The sequence below is a fragment of the Candidatus Thiodiazotropha sp. AKAK3 genome (assembly GCF_058244645.1).
Window position 1 is genome coordinate 13892 of the sequence record NZ_JBSYOQ010000034.1, and the last position, 17787, is coordinate 31678.

Consider the following 17787-nt stretch of genomic DNA (forward strand, 5'->3'; position numbering starts at 1 on the left):
CAACACTCCCGTCCACATCCAGTAACCATGAATGAGCAACTCAAACCAACACAAAATTGTTCGCAAAAGGCAGAGCAGATTTCAGCACATATCTCTGCCTGTCGTGAACGAATCCCCCAATTCATAAAAGATAACTATGCCTGGCCAGGGGCATGGCATCTGAATCGCAAGGCGTGGGGCTGGGATATTGCCATTGCTCCAGTGAACTTTATTCTCGGCTTCCCCAACTTTCTGCTAAGACTGTTGGCGCTACTATTGGAAGTTCTGAAACTGCACCGTAGCGCGCACTGGCTGAGACATCTTCACCTAGGATTTCCAACCAGGGTACAACAACATCTGGCAACACATCTTCATAGCGACCTGTTCAACCTGCCTGAACAGCAAAAATCACTGCAACGCTCAAGCCTAGACTTAATCGGCTCTGCAGCCGAAGAACCCTCGAAACTCTATATTCAGACCCGTAATGTCGCCGCTGACATCACTGCAGGCACACTGGCTGCGATCCTGGGGTTAATCTTTTTCCACCAGTTCACCCCAGGCTCCATTTCAGCGGGATCACTCGTCGCCAAAGAGATAGCAAGAGAACAGGCGATCAATGGATTTCTATTCGGAGAAACCCTGGGAGAACTCTACTACACCCTGGTTCCAGTCACACCTTCGATAATTGTGATCATCATAAGTCTGATAGTGATCATGGTCATGATAGCCATAGTTGCTGCATTCTCCGGCCTTATCCATGATCCAGTCCAGGCAGCGACCGGGATTCACCAGCGACGTTTGAACCAGCTATTTGATGCGATTGAAGAAGCTGCAGGCACAAATTCAGGCAAAGGCTACCGTCCAAAGGATACATTTTTTGGGCGTGTCTATGACGTGATTGATTGGGTAAAAGGGGTACTCTCTTTTTAGAGAGAGCGAATTTCGACGCTTCCAAAGAGTTTAAATAACATTCCCTGAGCCCATCATTCCGGCGAACGCCCGCCACACTCGGGAATAAATTCCAGATCAATGTGTGGCCCTTTCACACACCGTGTCCAGCTGAAACAAAACAATCTCCTGAGCTGATTAACAGACAACATAGTTCTACAGACTTAACTGGTAATTTGGAATCTACCTGGCATTTTTGAGACATCGATAAGCGGATGGTGCGGTAGGGCCGCACCCAGGCGAATTTATCTCGGGACTCATCACGATTCTGTTTCGCTCGCCCCGGCAAGTCACTTTCTTCGTTGAATGCAGCAACCAGTAGCCTGAATGAAGTGCAACGGAATCCGGGCTACCTTGTTGTTCGATCTTGGTGGTTTTGTTGAGGCTAAGGCCATGATGAATCGTAGGGTGCGGCCCTGCCGCACCATTAGGGTGAGAATTCTCCAAAAAACCCAGATAGTTTGCTCACTACCAGTAGCGTCTATACACCGACTCGTCAGGTGGTTTTGGTTTTAGTTGGGCATGGTGGGGCATGGCCCCACCCTACAGATGAATCTATTTTGGGGAGCTAGCCGGCTACTGTTTCATCCTTCTGGACGAGTCATTACCACGCTCCGGCGTTAGAATGAATAGGGCAGCCCGTAGCCTGGATGAAGTGCAACGGAATCCGGGAGAGCAGTGCATCAATCTTCCCGGATTCCGCTTCTCTTCATCCAGGCTACCTTGTTGTTCGATCTTGGTGGTTTTGTAGAGGCTAAGGCCATGATGAATCGTAGGGTGCGGCCCTGCCGCACCATTAGGGTGAGAATTCTCCAATAAACCCAGATAGTTTGCTCACTACCAGTAGCGTCTATACACCGACTTGTCAGGTGGTTTTGGTTTTAGTTGGGCATGGTGGGGCATGGCCCCACCCTACAGATGAATCTATTTTGGGGAGTCAGTCGGCTACTGTTTCAACCTTCTGGGCGAGTTATTACCACGCTCCGCGTTAGAATGAATAGGGCAACCCGTAGCCTGGATGAAGTGCAACGGAATCCGGGAGAGCAGTGCACCAATCATCCCGGATTCCGCTTCTCTCCATCCAGGCTACCTTGCTGCCCCCATCATACCGGCAAACGCCTCTGCGCTCGGTAATAAATACAAAATCAACAAAGAAGCTCAAGAGCACTACCTGTAAAATAATCTGTTATCAGAATCATTCTGCTTCATGACTCAAGCCCAAGCGAAATAGACTTATAATAACCCCCATTAAAGCATGCGCAATGATTTTCACATTACGAAACTCATACTCAGAAAATATCTCTGTGGCCACACTAACTCTCAAGCGCTCAACCCCCTCTCCCTTGACTCCGGCCTATACAACAGGAGAGGGTTAGCACCAAGCATTTGATACAATTAAATCATAAACCGCACTGACAAATAATTATCGATATTTTATCCGTAATTTGGACAGCTTACTGAAGCTGTCGTTAAAGAATTTTTAAAGCCATGCTATTTTCAACTACGCTTACAATCAAAAAACGCACTACAAATAAGAGACTTTATTAGTTTCACAGTCCACTCACATTACCAAAACCCCCTTTAGTAAAGAGCTAATATATTTCAGCAATGTTACTCATTTTTCCAGTGAGACTAATAAAATAATGATCAAGGTTGATCAGGTACTGCGTATCTAGAATAAGAATAAGAATAAGAATAAGAATAAATACAATCACCCCATCTTTTCAGAGATTAAAGTCACGCCTCGAATGGGCTAAAAATTAATATAGATATTCATTGCAATCACCTTAACTCATTAAATATTACTTGAATACTTCTACAGATAATCCTAACGTATGCGCCGGAGATATAAAAATTACGTAAGTAAAATTACATGGAGTAGCTATTTTTATGAGTAAGCAAAAACTCTCTCGTCGTCGATTCCTTCAAGCATCATTAGCAACAGGCGCTTCAGCACTTGGCGCCAATCCAGCCCACGCAGGCTTTTTCTCATCACGATCGCGTCAAACAACCCCGGCGCTCAGCTCTCTTTTCTACTATATGCAAGTGCCTGAACTATTCAGTGCCTTGCCAACACCACCTTCACATTCAAGAAACCTTGTCATAGGCTCTGGCTTTGGAGGTTCCATCTCTGCCTTACGTTTAGCACAAGCCGGTGAACCGGTCACCATTCTTGAGCGCGGCTTTAAGTGGCCAAAGTCAGATTGGCGCGGCATTTTTTCTAATGATGTCTTACCCGATGGAAGAGCATTCTGGTTTAAGAATAAAGTAAAAATGCTAACCGGATTAAATGCCTATATGGATTCTTTTGGTGGCGTCATGGATGCCACTGAATATGACAATATGACCGTATGGCGAGGATCATGCGTCGGCGGTGGTTCTGTTATTTTTACCGGCGTGATGATTCAGCCTGACCAAACCTACTTCGATGCCCTCTTCCAGGGAACAGTAAGTTATGCCGAACTGGATAACATCTACTACCCCCGTGTAAAACAGATGCTCAACCTCAACACCATGCCTGATGATATCTACCAGAGTAATCCATTCGGTCACTCAAGAGTCTGGGACAAACATGTCAGCCAGGCAGGCTACATCTCGACTCCGATCGACTCCATCTTCAACTGGTCAACTGTTCGTTCAGAACTTAACAACAGGGTCCGCAAGTCTGCCACTATCGGAATGAGTAATCATGGTAACAGCAATGGTGCAAAATTCGACCTCAATCAAAACTATCTGAGTATGGCTGAAGCAACAGGAAATGCAAAAGTCTATCCTGGGCAGGAAGTACTCAGTATCGGTTGGGACGGCCAACGCTATGAAGTTGAACTCATCACCCGCAGCGTAACCGGAAAACAGCTTCAACACAGAACCATAACCTGTGATCGTCTGTTCATGGCAGCAGGTTCTATTGGAACCTCTGAACTGTTAGTAAAGGCACGTGCTCAAGGCACATTAAATAACCTTAATGAACATATTGGCGAAGGCTGGGGAACTAACGGAGACGCGATAGTGGTCCGCAGCTTCTCACCAATTGCCGGTATAACCCAAGGCACGCCAAGTGCATCCCGTATCCATGACACCAGTCATGGGATGCCAATTACTTTTGAGAATTGGTATGCCCCAGGTGTACCTGTTGATGTTGGCATTATCGGTAGTCTTGGAATGGCTTTCGATCAGACCAATCGAGGTCAATTTGCGTGGAACTCCAGATCAGAAAAAGTCGATTTGAAGTGGGCTATAGATGGTAATGCGGAAGCCCATTCCACGATGGAAACTATTAATAAAAACATTGCTTCAGCCTCAAATACAGTACCTGGCGCCTGGCCATTCATTAACAGTGTCAATGGTATGAACTGGACAGCTCACCCTTTGGGTGGCGCCGTTCTTGGTTTAGCTACAGACAGCTATGGACGGGTCAAAGGGCATCCTGGACTCTATGTAATGGATGGCGCAGGAATACCAGGCTCAACAGGATCGGTGAACCCGGCGCTCACCATATCCGCACTGGCTGAACGTAATATCGAGCAGATTATCAAAACGGGTAGTTAATATGGATGAGCAGACCACTCATTTTTAAAGCGATAAAATGAGTGGTCTTTATAAGTCACAGACTTTAGTAGTCTATATCAGCAACCACCATGATCATCCATGAAGAAGCTCTGTACTTAATTGTCAAGATCTCTGATCATTGCATCTGCCAAAGCTCCCTAGATCATCACTGGCAGCAACAAAGGAAACCTTTATTTAATTATAAGGTGTTGAGACTAACTTCACAGATCAACATTTCCGAGTTATCAAATATTGAAATACCTGGGCACCACAACTCCATTTGTTGTTAATGTGATTAATCTGTTTTTACTTTGGGTAGATCTCTAAATCATAGAAGCAAAAAAAGATATCATTAGAGATGCATGCGTAGAATATAACAAGCTAGTGCTCGAATTACTTTTCTTCAGGTGATTTTATCTTTCACACAGATCGTAAAGTAATATATTTGCACAAGGACTTTTCTCACTATGGACAATTTTTTTCAATGGCTCGCAATCATTCTTGCACTCACCGGAAATGGCGAAGTTGTCAATGATACTACAGAAAATACAACCCCATCCGTAGAATCACCTCAACCACCTGTTGCTACAACGCCACCGCCAGAAGAGATACCCATAACACCCATTGCAACAACCCCACCTAAAGAAGATGAACCTCCATCATCAGATACAGAAACTCCACCCCCTATTGAAATACCATCAGGTGAAACACGATCATTTTCAATGGGATTTACTCCTTGGCCATATGCCGCATCCGATACTGCAATAACATATACATATACGCTTGTTCAGGATAGTGGTGATATTATCGCGCACCACTTAATGAGTGGCATACCCTGGGAAGAGGCATATTCAGGTCTGCAACTACCAAACAGCATCGAAGAAGATATATCATCAAAGATAAATCAGACACACTCAGGAAAAGCAATTTATTTGTCGATAGACTCGTTAAATTCCGCAAGAGATGACCTCGCATCTAACTGGGGAAAGAACGGAGAAGAACCCCGCCTGCCACCCTGGGATGAAAAAAACTTCGAAGATCCTGAAGTAGCCGAGGCATACAGCAATTTTGCTCTCAGAATGATAGAGCGCTTCCAACCGATTTATTTTAATTATGCACCTGAAGTAAGTGATCTCATTTTAAACGATCCTGACAAGTTCTCAAAATTTATAATTTTTGCAGAGAGCGTTTACCAGAGTATCAAAAATATCCACCCTGACTTACCTCTAATGGCCTCAGTTGCTCTGAAAAGCCCTGACTCAAATGAAACTTCAATTATTGAGTCTAATTTTTCCAGATTATCTGATTTCGTCGATGTGGTTGGTATAAGTGTTTATCCCTATGCATTTTTCGAACACTCAAATAAGGGGGATCCGGCTAATTTACCAGAAGACTGGTTAAACCAGATATCTTCTATCGCTGGCGGCAAACCGAAAGCCATAACTGAAACCGCTTGGATCGCTGAAAACCTGGTCATTCCTGGTTTTGGCTATTCTGAGCAAAGTAATGCTGACAAACAGAGTGAATACGTTTCTACTCTTTTAAAAACAGCAAATGATTTGTCAATGTCGTTTGTCATCTGGTTTACAGTTGTTGACTACGATACCCTCTGGAGTGGCATGTTAGAGCAGGATGATTTATCCAAGATCTGGAAGGATACTGGTCTGTATAACGAAGATTTGAACGCCAGACCTGCACTTGATGTTTGGAATTCATATTATTTAAGAGAGAAAGATATCTAAAATGGAGTTGTACACTTCGAATAACCCGAACACCCTTTGATGATGGTACAAGCCGGTTACGGGTCGTTTCTGGGAAAGACGCTGTAAATCCCAGGCAATGTTAAATGAGATGGTTATGCGCCTGCATCGGACCATACCGCAAATTCATTGCCACTTGGTTCAGTGAAATGAAAGCGACGACCACCAGGAAAGGTGAATATAGCTTTGATGACCTTGCCGCCAGCGTCTGTAACTTTTGTCAGTGTACCCTCTAGATTGTTGCTGTAGAAAACAAGAAGAGCCGCGCCATTGGCCGAACTGGAGCGCAAATTGGCTTTGAAGAAACCACCATTGAAATGCCACCACTCATGGGCTAGAGGACGGAACCCCGCCTTTAACATAACGCGCTTAAAAATATCTAGATTCTTTTGCTGCACTTTAGATACACTAAAGCCTATCTTCTTTAGAAAATAGTTCCAGTAGATTGTGACGTGACTACTGTAGAATGGGCTAGGCCCCATATCTAATTTACTTCCACTTTCATCATTAATGGTAATGTCTACAGCAATACCATAAATATGCATTGATCCTGTCGTTGGATTTGCTACGTATTTTTCAAACCTTGATCCCTTCGTCTTCTCGTACATAGCACGAGAAACAGATCTCGGCGTTGCAGTGTCAAGCACCTGAAGCAAATACCCTGTGTATTCCACTTTCAAGGCACATTGTGCCTTCGTTAGCTTTACTGCAATCTCTATTCGTAAGTAAGTTTTATTCAGCGCGGTATAGAAGTTCTCTTCAAAATAGTTTTTATCACGATCTCAATTAACAAGATCAACACGAATTGATCTATCGATTGTATTAACATCGACAAGACCACTCTCTATGAACTTCTTTTCGATGTCATTTGCCATCAATGCCCTTGGCCCGGACAGAAAAACGACTAGCAATAGTAATTTGTGTAAATAAAGCACTAAGTCCCTATTTGGTTGTAACATTAGTCTAGAAAATACTAATTGTTAACACTCTTATGATCAAAAGTTGTGTTTTTTTCCACAGTGGGCAACATGATTATTATCATTACTCATACATTTATAAAAACTCAAATCAGTACCTTTTGCATTTGAGCAATTATCATAAGTAACTCGTTTTTCAATCTTCGTCAATTCACTTTTTGTTTTTTCGTATTCTGTTTCACTTAAGTGTCCTCCTTTATAATTTTTTTCGCCAACGGAAAGCATCGTATCGATGCCATCTTTAGCGTTGAATACTGCCTTTTTGCAGTCCAATTTGTTGACGTCGTTACTTCCAGTGTCTGTTGTTTTTAAAAATGCTGTAGCCATTTCCTTAACAGGATCCGTAAGCATATAAGAACTTTCATCACTTACTTTTGAGCAAGATGTTTTTACATTGGCATGCTTTAACTCAAGATTCGTGGAGGTATTTGAAACGATTGTTCTTTGAAACTCTTGTGATGACTCTTTTTCCTTCCCGCCTGTGATACTTTTAGTACGATTCATTACTAAAGTATTACCCTCAGTCTTCCAAGTCCCTGTATCAGTATTTGTCGTCCCAAACATATTTGTTTCCTTTTTGTATGTTTTACCCGCATCTAAAGTTAGGTTAAAGGTGAAATCCCCATACTCTGAGGTCATATTGCAATTCCAGTTACCAATAATACTTTCCTCAGCTAGACAAGCACCAGAAGAAACTATTGCTAAAATTACGGTAGATGTTATTTTTTTCATTTATTTCTCTCTTATTTTTAAATATTAGTTGATTGTTATTTAGATTGTTACCGAATGCGGATAGGGGCCGTGCGAAGCAAAGAACCAGCGACAGATATGACATATATAATTACATTTTACGCCCGTGATATTTTTTTCATTCCTTGTTCAACGACATTAGACTTTCGTGTTTCATTTACGTTAATACTCATATACTACCTTTTTAACATGCTTAACACCATGAACACTGGAGGAGCTAACACAGAGAGTAATTCAAGTGGAACACATCTTGAAAACCACTGTTGAATTTACTCATTAAACTAACGAGACAACTCTATTTTTATCTTTATTTTTTACTCTGTTTTCTATTATTTTGTATTCTTCATTTGTAAGAACCTCTTCATTCAAAAGAAACTCTAAGTGGCGGATGTATATCGCGGTCTTTTCAGTATTAGAAAAACCTGAGCCATATTCTATTGCCTTAATCCTGGACTCTAATGCATTCACAAATTCTTCAACCTCTTTCTTAGATGGATTTGTTGGACTTATTGAGAAAATTGCATCCATTGTTCTTCTATCATTAAAAATAAGCAGGTTTACATAAGCTCCTTTGAGTTTTATCAAGGAAACAAACGTGAACGTTCCAAATATCAACATCACAACCAGTGCTTGCTTCCCTAGACCATCAATATCTTCAGTTACATTCAGGATATACCAAGATATTATTGTCACCAGTAATGATATTGTAAATATTAATACAGCAACAAGCTTAAAACGCCTGAACTCAGATGGGCGAGGTGCAAGCTGTTCTAGTGGCAACGAAAAAGATGTAGTGTTAGATAAGCTAGCACTTACTACAAATAGCTCTCTATCTTCAGTAATACTCAAAGTTGTTTTTTTAAACGGGAAGATTTTTTGTTCTAATTTAAGCATTGGATATGAAACCTATTTATATTTTTAAACGCTGTCTTCAGCAGAGCAGGCGTATTAGCGACTGCGACCGATGGAAGGCCTTGTTAAGTACGTGATGGACAACGAACATGAGTTGACCACCCTTCCTTCGATAAGAACTTGATTGTATTTTCGTCAACTACCTCATATTTGCTATCGCCATGAATTGTTGTATTTGGCCTGTAAGTACCTTCAGCGAAACAGCCGCCTGGCCCACAAAACGAGAGGTAGTATTGTTCATCGTTTGCAGGGCCTATAGCCCATCCCCAGGGGTCTCTACAGCCTTCATCCTTATAAAATCCGGCCAAAGGATGTGATTCAGAACGAACAGCATTTTTTTCGATATGCCAGTTTGGTTTAGAGTTTAGGCCAAAGTACATAATGTATACCCATATTGCCCCTAGACCGCTTATAACGAGCAAAGCTAAGCCGCCAATTATTTTTAGAAGTGGTTTCATGATTTCTTTTCTAGTACTTAATGTCCGCATTTACAGCTGGATTGGCTCATAAAGAGCCATCCTACGGTTACCCGTACTTATGAGATAACTGATAAAGCGGTGGAGGAACCCATAAATCAATAGAGGAAAAACGTCCCTGATTTGTATCGGAAATTTCTTGTTGCAACCAGACTCGCCGACTAGTCGATTAAAACCGAACGCTGCTATCTCGGATGGATCAACCGATTTCTCTATTTCCATAAAGAGAAGTATCCCTGTGATTGAACTGAAACTGATTTACTACCTTTCTAGAACATTTAACGTTTCAACGCAAGGCTGTCAATCAACTCGGTCTGTGGCACTCAATTCAATTCTCTTTTTCTATGCCTATGTTTTGGTGCCTGTTAACACACTCATAAAAGCAATTACGCAACTCTACAGTTTTAAGATCCGAGGAATTAAAATCTTATACAATTATGATAACTGGGCTATCTGGCTGATTATATGACTTATGCCTGCTACCGGTATGTACACTATGGAAAGGAGTTATTGATTAATTCCAGATGAAGATTAAGAGTGCCACTTCCATTCTTCACTTACTCACTGCGGCACTGCGCAAGAAACGGGTGGCATACAGATTCAAACAAGTAGAGACTTTCACTAACGCCACACATCCAAACCATTAAGCAAATATGACCCACGAATCGAATAATCAATCGATGGAGATAACTGATCCCATCTCCGGTCAGAGAAACTACACGCGCATCGCCAATGCCATTGAGTACATTCGATCCAACTCGCGTAGACAGCCCTCTCTCGCTGAGATTGCCTCAGCTGTTCATCTCAGCGAGCACCATCTGCAACGCATCTTCAGTGAATGGGTAGGTATTTCTCCGAAACGTTTCCTGCAGTATCTCACCAAGGAGTACGCCAGGCAGGCCCTTATGGCATCGAAGGATCTACTCTCCGCCAGTCTGGAGAGTGGGCTCTCAGGCCCGGGAAGATTGCACGATCTGATGATCACATGTGAGGCCATGAGTCCGGGTGAGATTAAACAGCGTGGTCTAGGCCTGACCATCTCGTTTGGCAGCGCCGACTCTCCTTTCGGTGACGCGTTGATCGCGTGGACAGACCGCGGCATCTGTGCACTGAGCTTTAATGATCAGGGCGGTGCCGAGCAAGAGAGTGGCTTGACCCATGCATGGCCTGAAGCCACGCTAAACCGTAGTGACAAGGCTGCCTGTGCGTTAATCAAGCAGATCTTCTGCAACAAGCCTGAGGCAGGAAAACTACATCTGCTGTTGAGGGGCAGCAACTTTCAGATCAAGGTTTGGGAGGCACTGTTGAACATCGGTACATCCAGACTCATCTCATACGCCACCCTTGCCCAGATGGTCGGTTCACCCAAGGCACAGAGGGCGGTCGGTAGTGCACTTGCTGAAAACCGGATTGGCTATTTAATACCTTGCCACCGGGTGATCAGAAGCAGTGGTGATAGCGGTATTTACCGTTGGGGAAGTGACAGAAAGCTGGCGATGCTGGCCTGGGAGGCGGCTAAAAAGGATAGTGATAATCCAGTGATCTGACCGGTTCAACTCATTAAATTTCACACCTGAGCCCGGCAGAAATTTCAGAAAAATCCTTAACCGCGAGAAAATCCCCATCCTCTCTCACCGGCTGTTTTGAGTCAGGCTTCAGGATCGCCAGTATCCACTCTATGCCATACGCTTGAGCAGACTTGAGCACTGCAGGGCTGTCATCGACAAACAGGGTGCGCTTGGGGTCAAAGGGGTGGAGGTTCTGAAATCGATTCCAGAATTCCGGATGCTCTTTTGGCAGACCCAGCTGATGGGATGAAACCACTTGGTTGAAAAATCCTGCGAGGCGGGTTTTTTCCATCTTCAGCGCCAATGTCTTCTGATGGGCGTTGGTAACCAGCACTCGCTCCTTGCCTGCACACATGAGCTGATCGAGAAAGTCGATGACATGAGGGTGCACAGAGATCAGGTGATCAACCTCCTCTTTCAGCAACACAATATCGAGCCCTAACTCTCTGCTCCAATGATCCACGCAGTACCAGTCGAGTGTCCCTTCGACGCTTTTGTATCGCCCCAGTAACTCTTCAGTCGCTTCTGCGAGGGGCATCCCTTTTGCCTCGGCATAGCGTGCGGGTACATGCTCCAGCCAAAAGTGGTTATCAAAATGGAGATCCAGCAAGGTGCCATCCATATCCAGTAATACACAATCGATCTCTTTCCAGGGAATCATGATATTGCTCTGCTGCTGTTTTGTGGCCACTATTGTCTCATACTGTTTGAAGATTCGCAGTTGCTCATCAATACACGCCTTTGAATCTGCTTTGAGGCTGATTACTGAATAGCACCAATCTGACGGCTGTTCCACTAACGCCCAATCACCCAGAAGCAAGCATAAATGCCCCTCTCTCTTGACTGGAGAGGGTGAGCATCAAGGGTTTGATACAATTGAAGCGTAAACTGTACTACCTCATTAATCCTTGTTTTGTAAATTGTTGATGTAGTTGATGAATATCCCCCTCTCCCGTGTATAGACCGGAGTCAAGGGTAACGGGTGTTCGGAGACATGGGTAACACATTTAAAGTTCATCGATGCGGGTTCCTCAAGTCTATTTCAGCGACCTGTATCTGGCAGAAATTGACTGAGAACCCCCCCCTCTCCCCCAACCCCTCTCCCGCAAGGGGAGAGGGGAGTTGTAATCGATGTCCTGGTTGTTCGCTGTGAATGACGCCCCGGTTGCACACTGCCCCCCTCCTGTTGGAGAGGCAGAGGTTTGTGACTATTCTGATCTTCATTCTCTGCTGCGTTACGCACTTTCGTCTCTCAAATCTCTATCAGCAAGTGAAACCAACGACAATTAACTCGTTGTCACAATAATCATCGAAATGATTGGAGAAACAGTGCACCAATCTGATAATTGATGGATCTATTGAAGACATACCCAGGCATGACAGATTAGAATCACGCTTACTCTGAGCACGTCGCTCACCTCTAAATCATTTGAAACCACTATCAACAGAAGAAAGCGTGACCAAGCCTAAAATAGTCTCACAAAAATTGATTGCTGAAACACGGATATTCCGAGTCGAACAGCTTGGACTGGAGTTCAGCAATGGAGAAAAACGAACCTATGAGCGCCTTCTCGGCGGCGAGAGAGGTTCTGTTCTGGTAATCCCGATGCTGGATGATGAAACTGTGTTGATGATTCGGGAGTATTCCGCAGGCAGTCAGGACTACCAACTCGCCCTCCCCAAAGGAAGAATGGAAGAGGGAGAAGACCCACTGCAGGCTGCCAACCGGGAGTTGCGTGAGGAGGTTGGCTATGCTGCAAGACAGCTTAGAGTGCTGAAAACGTTCACTATTGCACCTGCCTACATCCAGCATCACACCTATGCTATCCTTGCCCAGGATCTCTATCCTGACAAGTTGACAGGTGATGAGCCAGAACCCATCGAAGTAGTTCCCTGGAAACTTTCGGACTGGGAAAATTTAATCTCACAGCCAGATTTAACGGAGGCACGCTCCATCGCAGCGCTTTGCCTGGCAAGGAATGTTTTGTTATGACTTTACCACTCCCACTCGATCAACTCCTGGATCTGATTCAACAAGCAGGCGAGGCGATCCTGCAGATCTACGATACCGAGTTCGAGATCGAAACCAAAGAGGATAACTCCCCGCTCACAGCAGCCGATCTGGCCGCACACAATTTGATTGTCTCCAATCTGGAAAAACTTACGCCAGAGATCCCGGTACTCTCTGAAGAGTCGGCGAAAATCGCCTATGACACTAGAAAGAGCTGGAACCGCTACTGGCTTATCGATCCATTGGATGGCACCCGTGAGTTCGTTAAAAGAAATGGAGAATTCACTGTCAATATCGCTTTGATAGAGGATGGCAGAGCTGTGTTTGGTGCCGTCTATGCCCCAGTTATGAAAACCCTCTACTACGGGATTCCGGGCAAGGCTGCGAGCAAACAGATAGGCAATGAGCCTCCACAGCCAATACGTGTGGCATCAGAGCGTCGACAACCGACCCTGGTTGCTGGCAGCCGTTCCCATGCCGGTGATTCACTTAAAAGATTTTTGGACAAGCTGGGTGATCATCAACTGGTCAGCATGGGCAGCTCCCTAAAACTCTGCCTGGTTGCAGAAGGCAAAGCCGACATCTACCCACGTCTAGGCCCTACTTCAGAGTGGGATACGGCAGCAGCACAGGCAGTGGTCGAGGCAGCCGGGGGGCAGGTAACAACCCTGGATATGGCACCGCTCAAGTACAACACCAAGGACTCATTGCTGAATCCCTACTTTCTGGTATTTGGTGATGCCTCTGTCGACTGGTCTGAGTATCTGGATTAAGCCTTCCAGAACTAGTGGCTTACAGCCACCATGTGGCCGATACATGAGCTGATCAAAGCCCCCTTAAGCAAGACAATAGATTCACAGAATCATTTTGATGTAGTCCATGCTCTCCGACATTAATTTACGCAACTGCGTTGAGGGTATTGCATCACATCTGTTTTAAGGGTGAAAACACTGAAGTGATTCAGAAACAGAAGAGACCACGACTATGGTTAAATCACCAGGTTACTGGAAATCTGCTCTGTAGGGTGCGGCCCTGCCGCACCACGCCCAACTAAACGAAAACCACCTGACGAGCCGGGTAACAGAGAGTTCTCTCCTACCGACTCTGCGACTATCGAGGGAACTCTCTGGAATTTCTGTAGCATTCAACCCCTGATGGTGCGGCAGGGCCGCACCCTACGATTCATCATGGCCATAGCAAGGTAGCCTGGATGAAGTGAAACGGAATCCGGGATGATTGGTGCACTGCTCTCCCGGATTCCGCTTCGCTTCATCCAGGCTACGGGCTACCCTATTCATTCTAACGCTGGAGGTCTAAACAAGGTAAGTGACTCGCCCAGAGGGATGAAACAGTAGCCAACTGACTCCCCAAAATAGATTCACCTGTAGGGTGCGGCCCTGCCGCACCACGCCCAACTAAAACGAAAACCACCTGACGAGCCGGGCAACAGAGAGTTCTCTCCTACCGACTCTGAGACTATCTAGGGAACTCTCTGGAATTTCTGTAGCATTCAACCCCTGATGGTGCGGCAGGGCCGCACCCTACGATTCATCATGGCCATAGCCTCTATTTTCTATTGATCGATATCCTTCACCGGAAAGGCCTTTGCAAAGGCGGTCAACTCATCCAGGCTCGCTGTGTCAGATGAAAGATTGACCATCCCCTGGGTCATTTTCAGACCAATCATGATTTCATTGTTTCTGCCCTCTTCCAAAACCAGGCCAGTGTATCGGCCGAGGCGTATCTTCTTGCCACCACCAGCCAGCCCCATCTGACTGAACATGGCGCCCATACCCCCAACACCGCTGTTATAGCTCACTTTGATATATTTCTGGCCTTTAGTGTATTCAGTCTCAATCATCGACATACCCATAGCCTTCTGCTTGGATAGTTCACCCCGCGTCCAGCCGGCAACCTGTTTTGCAAAGCGGTCACCTTTTTGAGATTGCTGAATCTGCTCCAGCGACTCCAGACACCATTTCGCCTCTTCCACAGCACCTTGTATATCGTTTTCCTGATAGAGCTTAGCTGCCTGGCTGCAGTATGCGGCCGGGTCACCCTCCGCCATTGCTGACACGGGTGCTGTCAGAGCTAAAACAGTTATCAGCATCGTGGTTTTTTTCATCTTTATTTCTCCGTTCCTAGGTTTCTGAGAAAACAATAGCCAATTCATAGTCTGAATACCATTACCTATTCAGCTTTCCTCCCGAGTCAGCTATGCTGAAGACAAAACAACACTGAGTAAGTTCGAACTTGCTTTGGCAATAGCGTTCGTCGCCGGGTTGATCGAGTACTCAAGAATAAACATGAATGCGCCTGCACCCTGTCGGTTCTACCGTGAGTTGGAGTCAGGTGCGGATAAAACAAACATGCTCCGGGCTCCAAACATGAGCCGATATTATGACCAACCGAATCAGAACCCTTTCTCTAGGCCTGTGGCTGATTTTGCTTTTTGCCCTGCAGCAAAATGCCTATGCCATCGAATCAGAAGATGACGTTTTTGCATTTGATGATTTCCCACTGGAGGAGTTACTGCAGTATCCAGAGTGGTTTAAAAAGAGTTTTCTCGATCTGCCTGCTGACCTCGAGGATGCAGTAGATGAGGGCAAGCAGGGCATCATTCTCTACTTTGGTCAAAAACGTTGCGCCTACTGCAAGATGCTTCTGCAAGTCAATTTCGGCTTAAGTGACATCACCACCTATACCCGACGCCATTTCGACATTATCCCAATCGATATCTGGAGCACTGAGGAGATCACCACCCTTGAGGGAGAAACCCTTACCCAGCGGGAGTACGCCCTGGATGAGAAGACCAACTTCACCCCGTCACTGATATTTATTGATCCCAAGGGGAACGAGGTGCTGCGCTTGCGGGGATACTACCCCCCCTATCAGTTTCGCGCCGCACTGGAGTATGTTGCCGACCAACACTTTAAGAACGAATCTTTCCCCGACTATTTAGCTCGGGGAGAGGCCAGTACCGCATTTGAACCGGGCGATCTCAATGAAGAGGATTTCTTCATCCCGCCACCGCACAACCTGGATCGAAGCAGGTTTCCCGGTCAACGCCCGCTTGTGGTCTTCTTCGAGCAGGGTAACTGCCATGCCTGTGATGTACTACATGGCCAGCCACTTCAAGATCCGGCAATCCGCAAGCTGGTCAGTGCATTTGATAATGTGCAGCTCGACATAGGCTCGGAAACTCCCGTCATCACTCCTGATGGCCGAAGAACAGATGCCAGACAATGGGCCAAAGATCTGGGTCTCTTCTATACACCTTCACTGCTGTTTTTTGATGAGCAGGGCAAAGAGATTATTCGTGTCGACTCAGTGGTTCGTTTCTATCGGTTGCGCAACGTTATCAACTACATCACCAGTCGCGGCTATCTCAAGCAACCGGATTATCAACGCTGGCGGGTTGGTAGCAGCGACTGAGCCGGGATTCACGCAGTTGAAGATGGATTTGTGGAAAATCCCGGCGTGCCCGGCAAGAGGTCGTTTGCAGTTATTGATGAGGTATATCATCACTTTACGTAAGATGTCAGCGGTCAACTGCGGAATCAAGGTTCAAGATCGCGATGGTACGGCCGATAGAGCAGCTTGTGTAGTCTCTTATCATGAACGACGTTTTCGGGGGCCATCCGAGTTATCTCACTAAGATGAAACTACCCGTCACACAATGAAATGGACCTAAAAGAAGAGAACCGACTCTTGCGCCTCCGCCTGAAGGAGCTGACATGCAAGGCCCAGGAAAACCAGGAGACTCTGGGACGCTTCTATGCGCGTGAACTGGAGCTTCTCAGCGCTGAAAGCCTGGCCGAACTGTTAAGCGGCATTAGTGAAGGATTACTCAACTCATTTGACGTCGACAGCATTCAGGTTCTGATGCTCGATCCAGACCATGAGATCCGCCATCTGTTGAGCAACAGCAGCATTCCGGCAGATGCCTTTCCCTATGTTCGATTTGTGGATGATCTGGGGATGATAAATCAACGTTTTCTACGACTGAAAAGTCCTTGGCTCGGGCCCTTTCTTGCGCCTGAGTACAACAACCTTTTTGACCAGTACAACAATCTTCGCAGCATTGCCGTTTTACCACTGATCTGCAGCAATCACCTGGTTGGAAGCATCAATCTCGGCAGTTATGATGTAGACCGTTTTACACGGCAGCATGCCACTGACTTCCTGGCTCGTCTGGCCACCATTTGCGGTGTCTGTCTGGAGAACGTCATCAATCGGGAACGTCTGCTGATCAGCGGTCTTACCGACCCTCTTACAGAGTTACACAATCGACGTTACCTCGACCGCAGACTAGAAGAGGAACTCGCCCGGGCCAGCCGTTACCGTCAACCTCTCAGCTGCCTGTTCATCGATGCTGACCATTTCAAGCGCATCAACGACAGCTATGGCCATCCTGTTGGAGACCTGGTTTTACGGGAACTGGCAAATCGTATCCGCTCTCAACTGCGTGCCAGTGATGTGGCCACCCGCTATGGTGGGGAGGAGTTTGCACTGTTATTACCTCAGACCGGTCTCTCTGACGCACTGATGCTGGCCGAACGTATTCGCCTTGAGGTCAACGCAACGCCCATTGCCCTGGAGGATGGATCAAGCCTGCAGATAAGCGTCTCTATCGGTGTCAGTGAAACCTTGCCCATGCTCGGAAAATCACACCATAAAGAGCTTGGCAGCCACCTCCTGGCCAGCGCCGACCAAGCACTCTATGTCGCAAAGGCAAACGGTAGAAACAGAATTGAATATGAGGTGCCTGAAGGAAAGGATGAACCACCAATCAAGGATGGTGTCATCCACAACAAAAGAGGCGCCTAGCCCATCAGAGGATGGAACCCTGCCTAC

General features: G+C 45.9%; 18 protein-coding genes. 10 read left to right on the forward strand and 8 right to left on the reverse strand.

The annotated features are described in order from the left end of the window. Positions 1-27: 27 nt before the first annotated feature. Complete coding sequence (locus tag AC4IE7_RS05455; RefSeq protein ID WP_490775802.1) at positions 28-909, forward strand: DUF6635 family protein; 882 nt, start codon at positions 28-30, stop codon at positions 907-909. 594 nt (positions 910-1503) lie between these two features. On the opposite strand, the gene AC4IE7_RS05460 is transcribed toward AC4IE7_RS05455, so the two are convergent. After that, positions 1504-1743, reverse strand: a complete 240-nt coding sequence (locus tag AC4IE7_RS05460; protein WP_490775803.1) for a hypothetical protein — start codon at positions 1741-1743, stop codon at positions 1504-1506. A 202-nt stretch (positions 1744-1945) separates the two neighbouring features. Between AC4IE7_RS05460 and AC4IE7_RS05465 the strand changes: the two genes are divergently transcribed. The 3 genes from AC4IE7_RS05465 (at position 1946) to AC4IE7_RS05475 (ending at position 6218) form a co-directional block, all read left to right on the forward strand. After that, on the forward strand, positions 1946-2104 hold the full coding sequence (locus AC4IE7_RS05465; RefSeq protein WP_490775804.1) for a hypothetical protein: 159 nt from the start codon (positions 1946-1948) through the stop codon (positions 2102-2104). A 713-nt stretch (positions 2105-2817) separates the two neighbouring features. Beyond that, positions 2818-4476: a GMC oxidoreductase gene (locus AC4IE7_RS05470; protein ID WP_490775805.1), complete on the forward strand. Its 1659-nt coding sequence runs from the start codon at positions 2818-2820 to the stop codon at positions 4474-4476. 467 nt (positions 4477-4943) lie between these two features. After that, entirely contained in the window at positions 4944-6218 is a 1275-nt protein-coding gene (locus AC4IE7_RS05475) for a hypothetical protein (RefSeq protein ID WP_490775806.1), read from the forward strand. A 113-nt stretch (positions 6219-6331) separates the two neighbouring features. On the opposite strand, the gene AC4IE7_RS05480 is transcribed toward AC4IE7_RS05475, so the two are convergent. From AC4IE7_RS05480 to AC4IE7_RS05495, 4 genes are all read right to left on the reverse strand, one after another. Further along, positions 6332-6976 (reverse strand): M15 family metallopeptidase, encoded by a 645-nt coding sequence (locus AC4IE7_RS05480; protein ID WP_490775991.1) that lies wholly within the window; start codon positions 6974-6976, stop codon positions 6332-6334. Between the two features lie 255 nt (positions 6977-7231). Further along, positions 7232-7945 carry a hypothetical protein gene (locus AC4IE7_RS05485; RefSeq protein WP_490775807.1) on the reverse strand — a complete coding sequence of 238 codons (714 nt, stop codon included), beginning with the start codon at positions 7943-7945 and terminating at the stop codon, positions 7232-7234. 294 nt (positions 7946-8239) lie between these two features. Continuing rightward, positions 8240-8857 (reverse strand): hypothetical protein, encoded by a 618-nt coding sequence (locus tag AC4IE7_RS05490; protein ID WP_490775808.1) that lies wholly within the window; start codon positions 8855-8857, stop codon positions 8240-8242. 83 nt (positions 8858-8940) lie between these two features. After that, complete coding sequence (locus AC4IE7_RS05495) at positions 8941-9333, reverse strand: hypothetical protein (RefSeq protein WP_490775809.1); 393 nt, start codon at positions 9331-9333, stop codon at positions 8941-8943. A 671-nt stretch (positions 9334-10004) separates the two neighbouring features. Here AC4IE7_RS05495 and AC4IE7_RS05500 point away from each other — a divergent pair. Continuing rightward, positions 10005-10898 carry a methylated-DNA--[protein]-cysteine S-methyltransferase gene (locus AC4IE7_RS05500; RefSeq protein ID WP_490775810.1) on the forward strand — a complete coding sequence of 298 codons (894 nt, stop codon included), beginning with the start codon at positions 10005-10007 and terminating at the stop codon, positions 10896-10898. A 13-nt stretch (positions 10899-10911) separates the two neighbouring features. Here AC4IE7_RS05500 and yrfG read toward each other — a convergent pair whose 3' ends face one another. Beyond that, entirely contained in the window at positions 10912-11580 is a 669-nt protein-coding gene (yrfG, locus tag AC4IE7_RS05505) for a GMP/IMP nucleotidase (protein ID WP_490775992.1), read from the reverse strand. Between the two features lie 470 nt (positions 11581-12050). On the opposite strand from yrfG, the gene AC4IE7_RS05510 reads away from it, so the two are divergent. From AC4IE7_RS05510 to cysQ, 3 genes are all read left to right on the forward strand, one after another. Then, the gene (locus tag AC4IE7_RS05510; RefSeq protein WP_490775811.1) at positions 12051-12209 is read left to right on the forward strand and encodes a hypothetical protein; all 159 of its coding nucleotides are present in this window, start codon (positions 12051-12053) and stop codon (positions 12207-12209) included. A 166-nt stretch (positions 12210-12375) separates the two neighbouring features. Further along, on the forward strand, positions 12376-12912 hold the full coding sequence (nudE, locus tag AC4IE7_RS05515; RefSeq protein WP_490775812.1) for an ADP compounds hydrolase NudE: 537 nt from the start codon (positions 12376-12378) through the stop codon (positions 12910-12912). Next, entirely contained in the window at positions 12909-13703 is a 795-nt protein-coding gene (cysQ, locus tag AC4IE7_RS05520; RefSeq protein ID WP_490775813.1) for a 3'(2'),5'-bisphosphate nucleotidase CysQ, read from the forward strand. The genes nudE and cysQ overlap by 4 nt, the downstream gene beginning before the upstream one ends. Positions 13704-13918: 215 nt before the next feature. Here cysQ and AC4IE7_RS05525 read toward each other — a convergent pair whose 3' ends face one another. Beyond that, complete coding sequence (locus tag AC4IE7_RS05525; protein ID WP_490775814.1) at positions 13919-14074, reverse strand: hypothetical protein; 156 nt, start codon at positions 14072-14074, stop codon at positions 13919-13921. Between the two features lie 429 nt (positions 14075-14503). Further along, positions 14504-15055: a hypothetical protein gene (locus AC4IE7_RS05530; RefSeq protein ID WP_490775815.1), complete on the reverse strand. Its 552-nt coding sequence runs from the start codon at positions 15053-15055 to the stop codon at positions 14504-14506. 275 nt (positions 15056-15330) lie between these two features. Here AC4IE7_RS05530 and AC4IE7_RS05535 point away from each other — a divergent pair, with 275 nt between their 5' ends. Together AC4IE7_RS05535 and AC4IE7_RS05540 are read left to right on the forward strand one after the other, a co-directional pair. Beyond that, entirely contained in the window at positions 15331-16365 is a 1035-nt protein-coding gene (locus AC4IE7_RS05535) for a thioredoxin family protein (protein WP_490775816.1), read from the forward strand. Between the two features lie 249 nt (positions 16366-16614). Continuing rightward, on the forward strand, positions 16615-17760 hold the full coding sequence (locus tag AC4IE7_RS05540; RefSeq protein ID WP_490775817.1) for a GGDEF domain-containing protein: 1146 nt from the start codon (positions 16615-16617) through the stop codon (positions 17758-17760). Positions 17761-17787: the final 27 nt, after the last annotated feature.

Excerpts from the sequence above, each read along its gene's own strand:
- AC4IE7_RS05475 (WP_490775806.1), top strand. The coding sequence starts at position 4,944 with ATGGACAATTTTTTTCAATGGCTCGCAATCATTCTTGCACTCACCGGA.
- AC4IE7_RS05455 (WP_490775802.1), top strand. The coding sequence starts at position 28 with ATGAATGAGCAACTCAAACCAACACAAAATTGTTCGCAAAAGGCAGAG.
- AC4IE7_RS05490 (WP_490775808.1), bottom strand. The coding sequence starts at position 8,857 with ATGCTTAAATTAGAACAAAAAATCTTCCCGTTTAAAAAAACAACTTTG.
- AC4IE7_RS05495 (WP_490775809.1), bottom strand. The coding sequence starts at position 9,333 with ATGAAACCACTTCTAAAAATAATTGGCGGCTTAGCTTTGCTCGTTATA.
- AC4IE7_RS05510 (WP_490775811.1), top strand. The coding sequence starts at position 12,051 with ATGTCCTGGTTGTTCGCTGTGAATGACGCCCCGGTTGCACACTGCCCC.
- AC4IE7_RS05530 (WP_490775815.1), bottom strand. The coding sequence starts at position 15,055 with ATGAAAAAAACCACGATGCTGATAACTGTTTTAGCTCTGACAGCACCC.
- AC4IE7_RS05535 (WP_490775816.1), top strand. The coding sequence starts at position 15,331 with ATGACCAACCGAATCAGAACCCTTTCTCTAGGCCTGTGGCTGATTTTG.
- AC4IE7_RS05470 (WP_490775805.1), top strand. The coding sequence starts at position 2,818 with ATGAGTAAGCAAAAACTCTCTCGTCGTCGATTCCTTCAAGCATCATTA.
- AC4IE7_RS05500 (WP_490775810.1), top strand. The coding sequence starts at position 10,005 with ATGACCCACGAATCGAATAATCAATCGATGGAGATAACTGATCCCATC.
- cysQ (WP_490775813.1), top strand. The coding sequence starts at position 12,909 with ATGACTTTACCACTCCCACTCGATCAACTCCTGGATCTGATTCAACAA.
- AC4IE7_RS05485 (WP_490775807.1), bottom strand. The coding sequence starts at position 7,945 with ATGAAAAAAATAACATCTACCGTAATTTTAGCAATAGTTTCTTCTGGT.
- AC4IE7_RS05465 (WP_490775804.1), top strand. The coding sequence starts at position 1,946 with ATGAAGTGCAACGGAATCCGGGAGAGCAGTGCACCAATCATCCCGGAT.
- AC4IE7_RS05525 (WP_490775814.1), bottom strand. The coding sequence starts at position 14,074 with ATGCTACAGAAATTCCAGAGAGTTCCCTCGATAGTCGCAGAGTCGGTA.
- yrfG (WP_490775992.1), bottom strand. The coding sequence starts at position 11,580 with ATGATTCCCTGGAAAGAGATCGATTGTGTATTACTGGATATGGATGGC.
- AC4IE7_RS05540 (WP_490775817.1), top strand. The coding sequence starts at position 16,615 with ATGGACCTAAAAGAAGAGAACCGACTCTTGCGCCTCCGCCTGAAGGAG.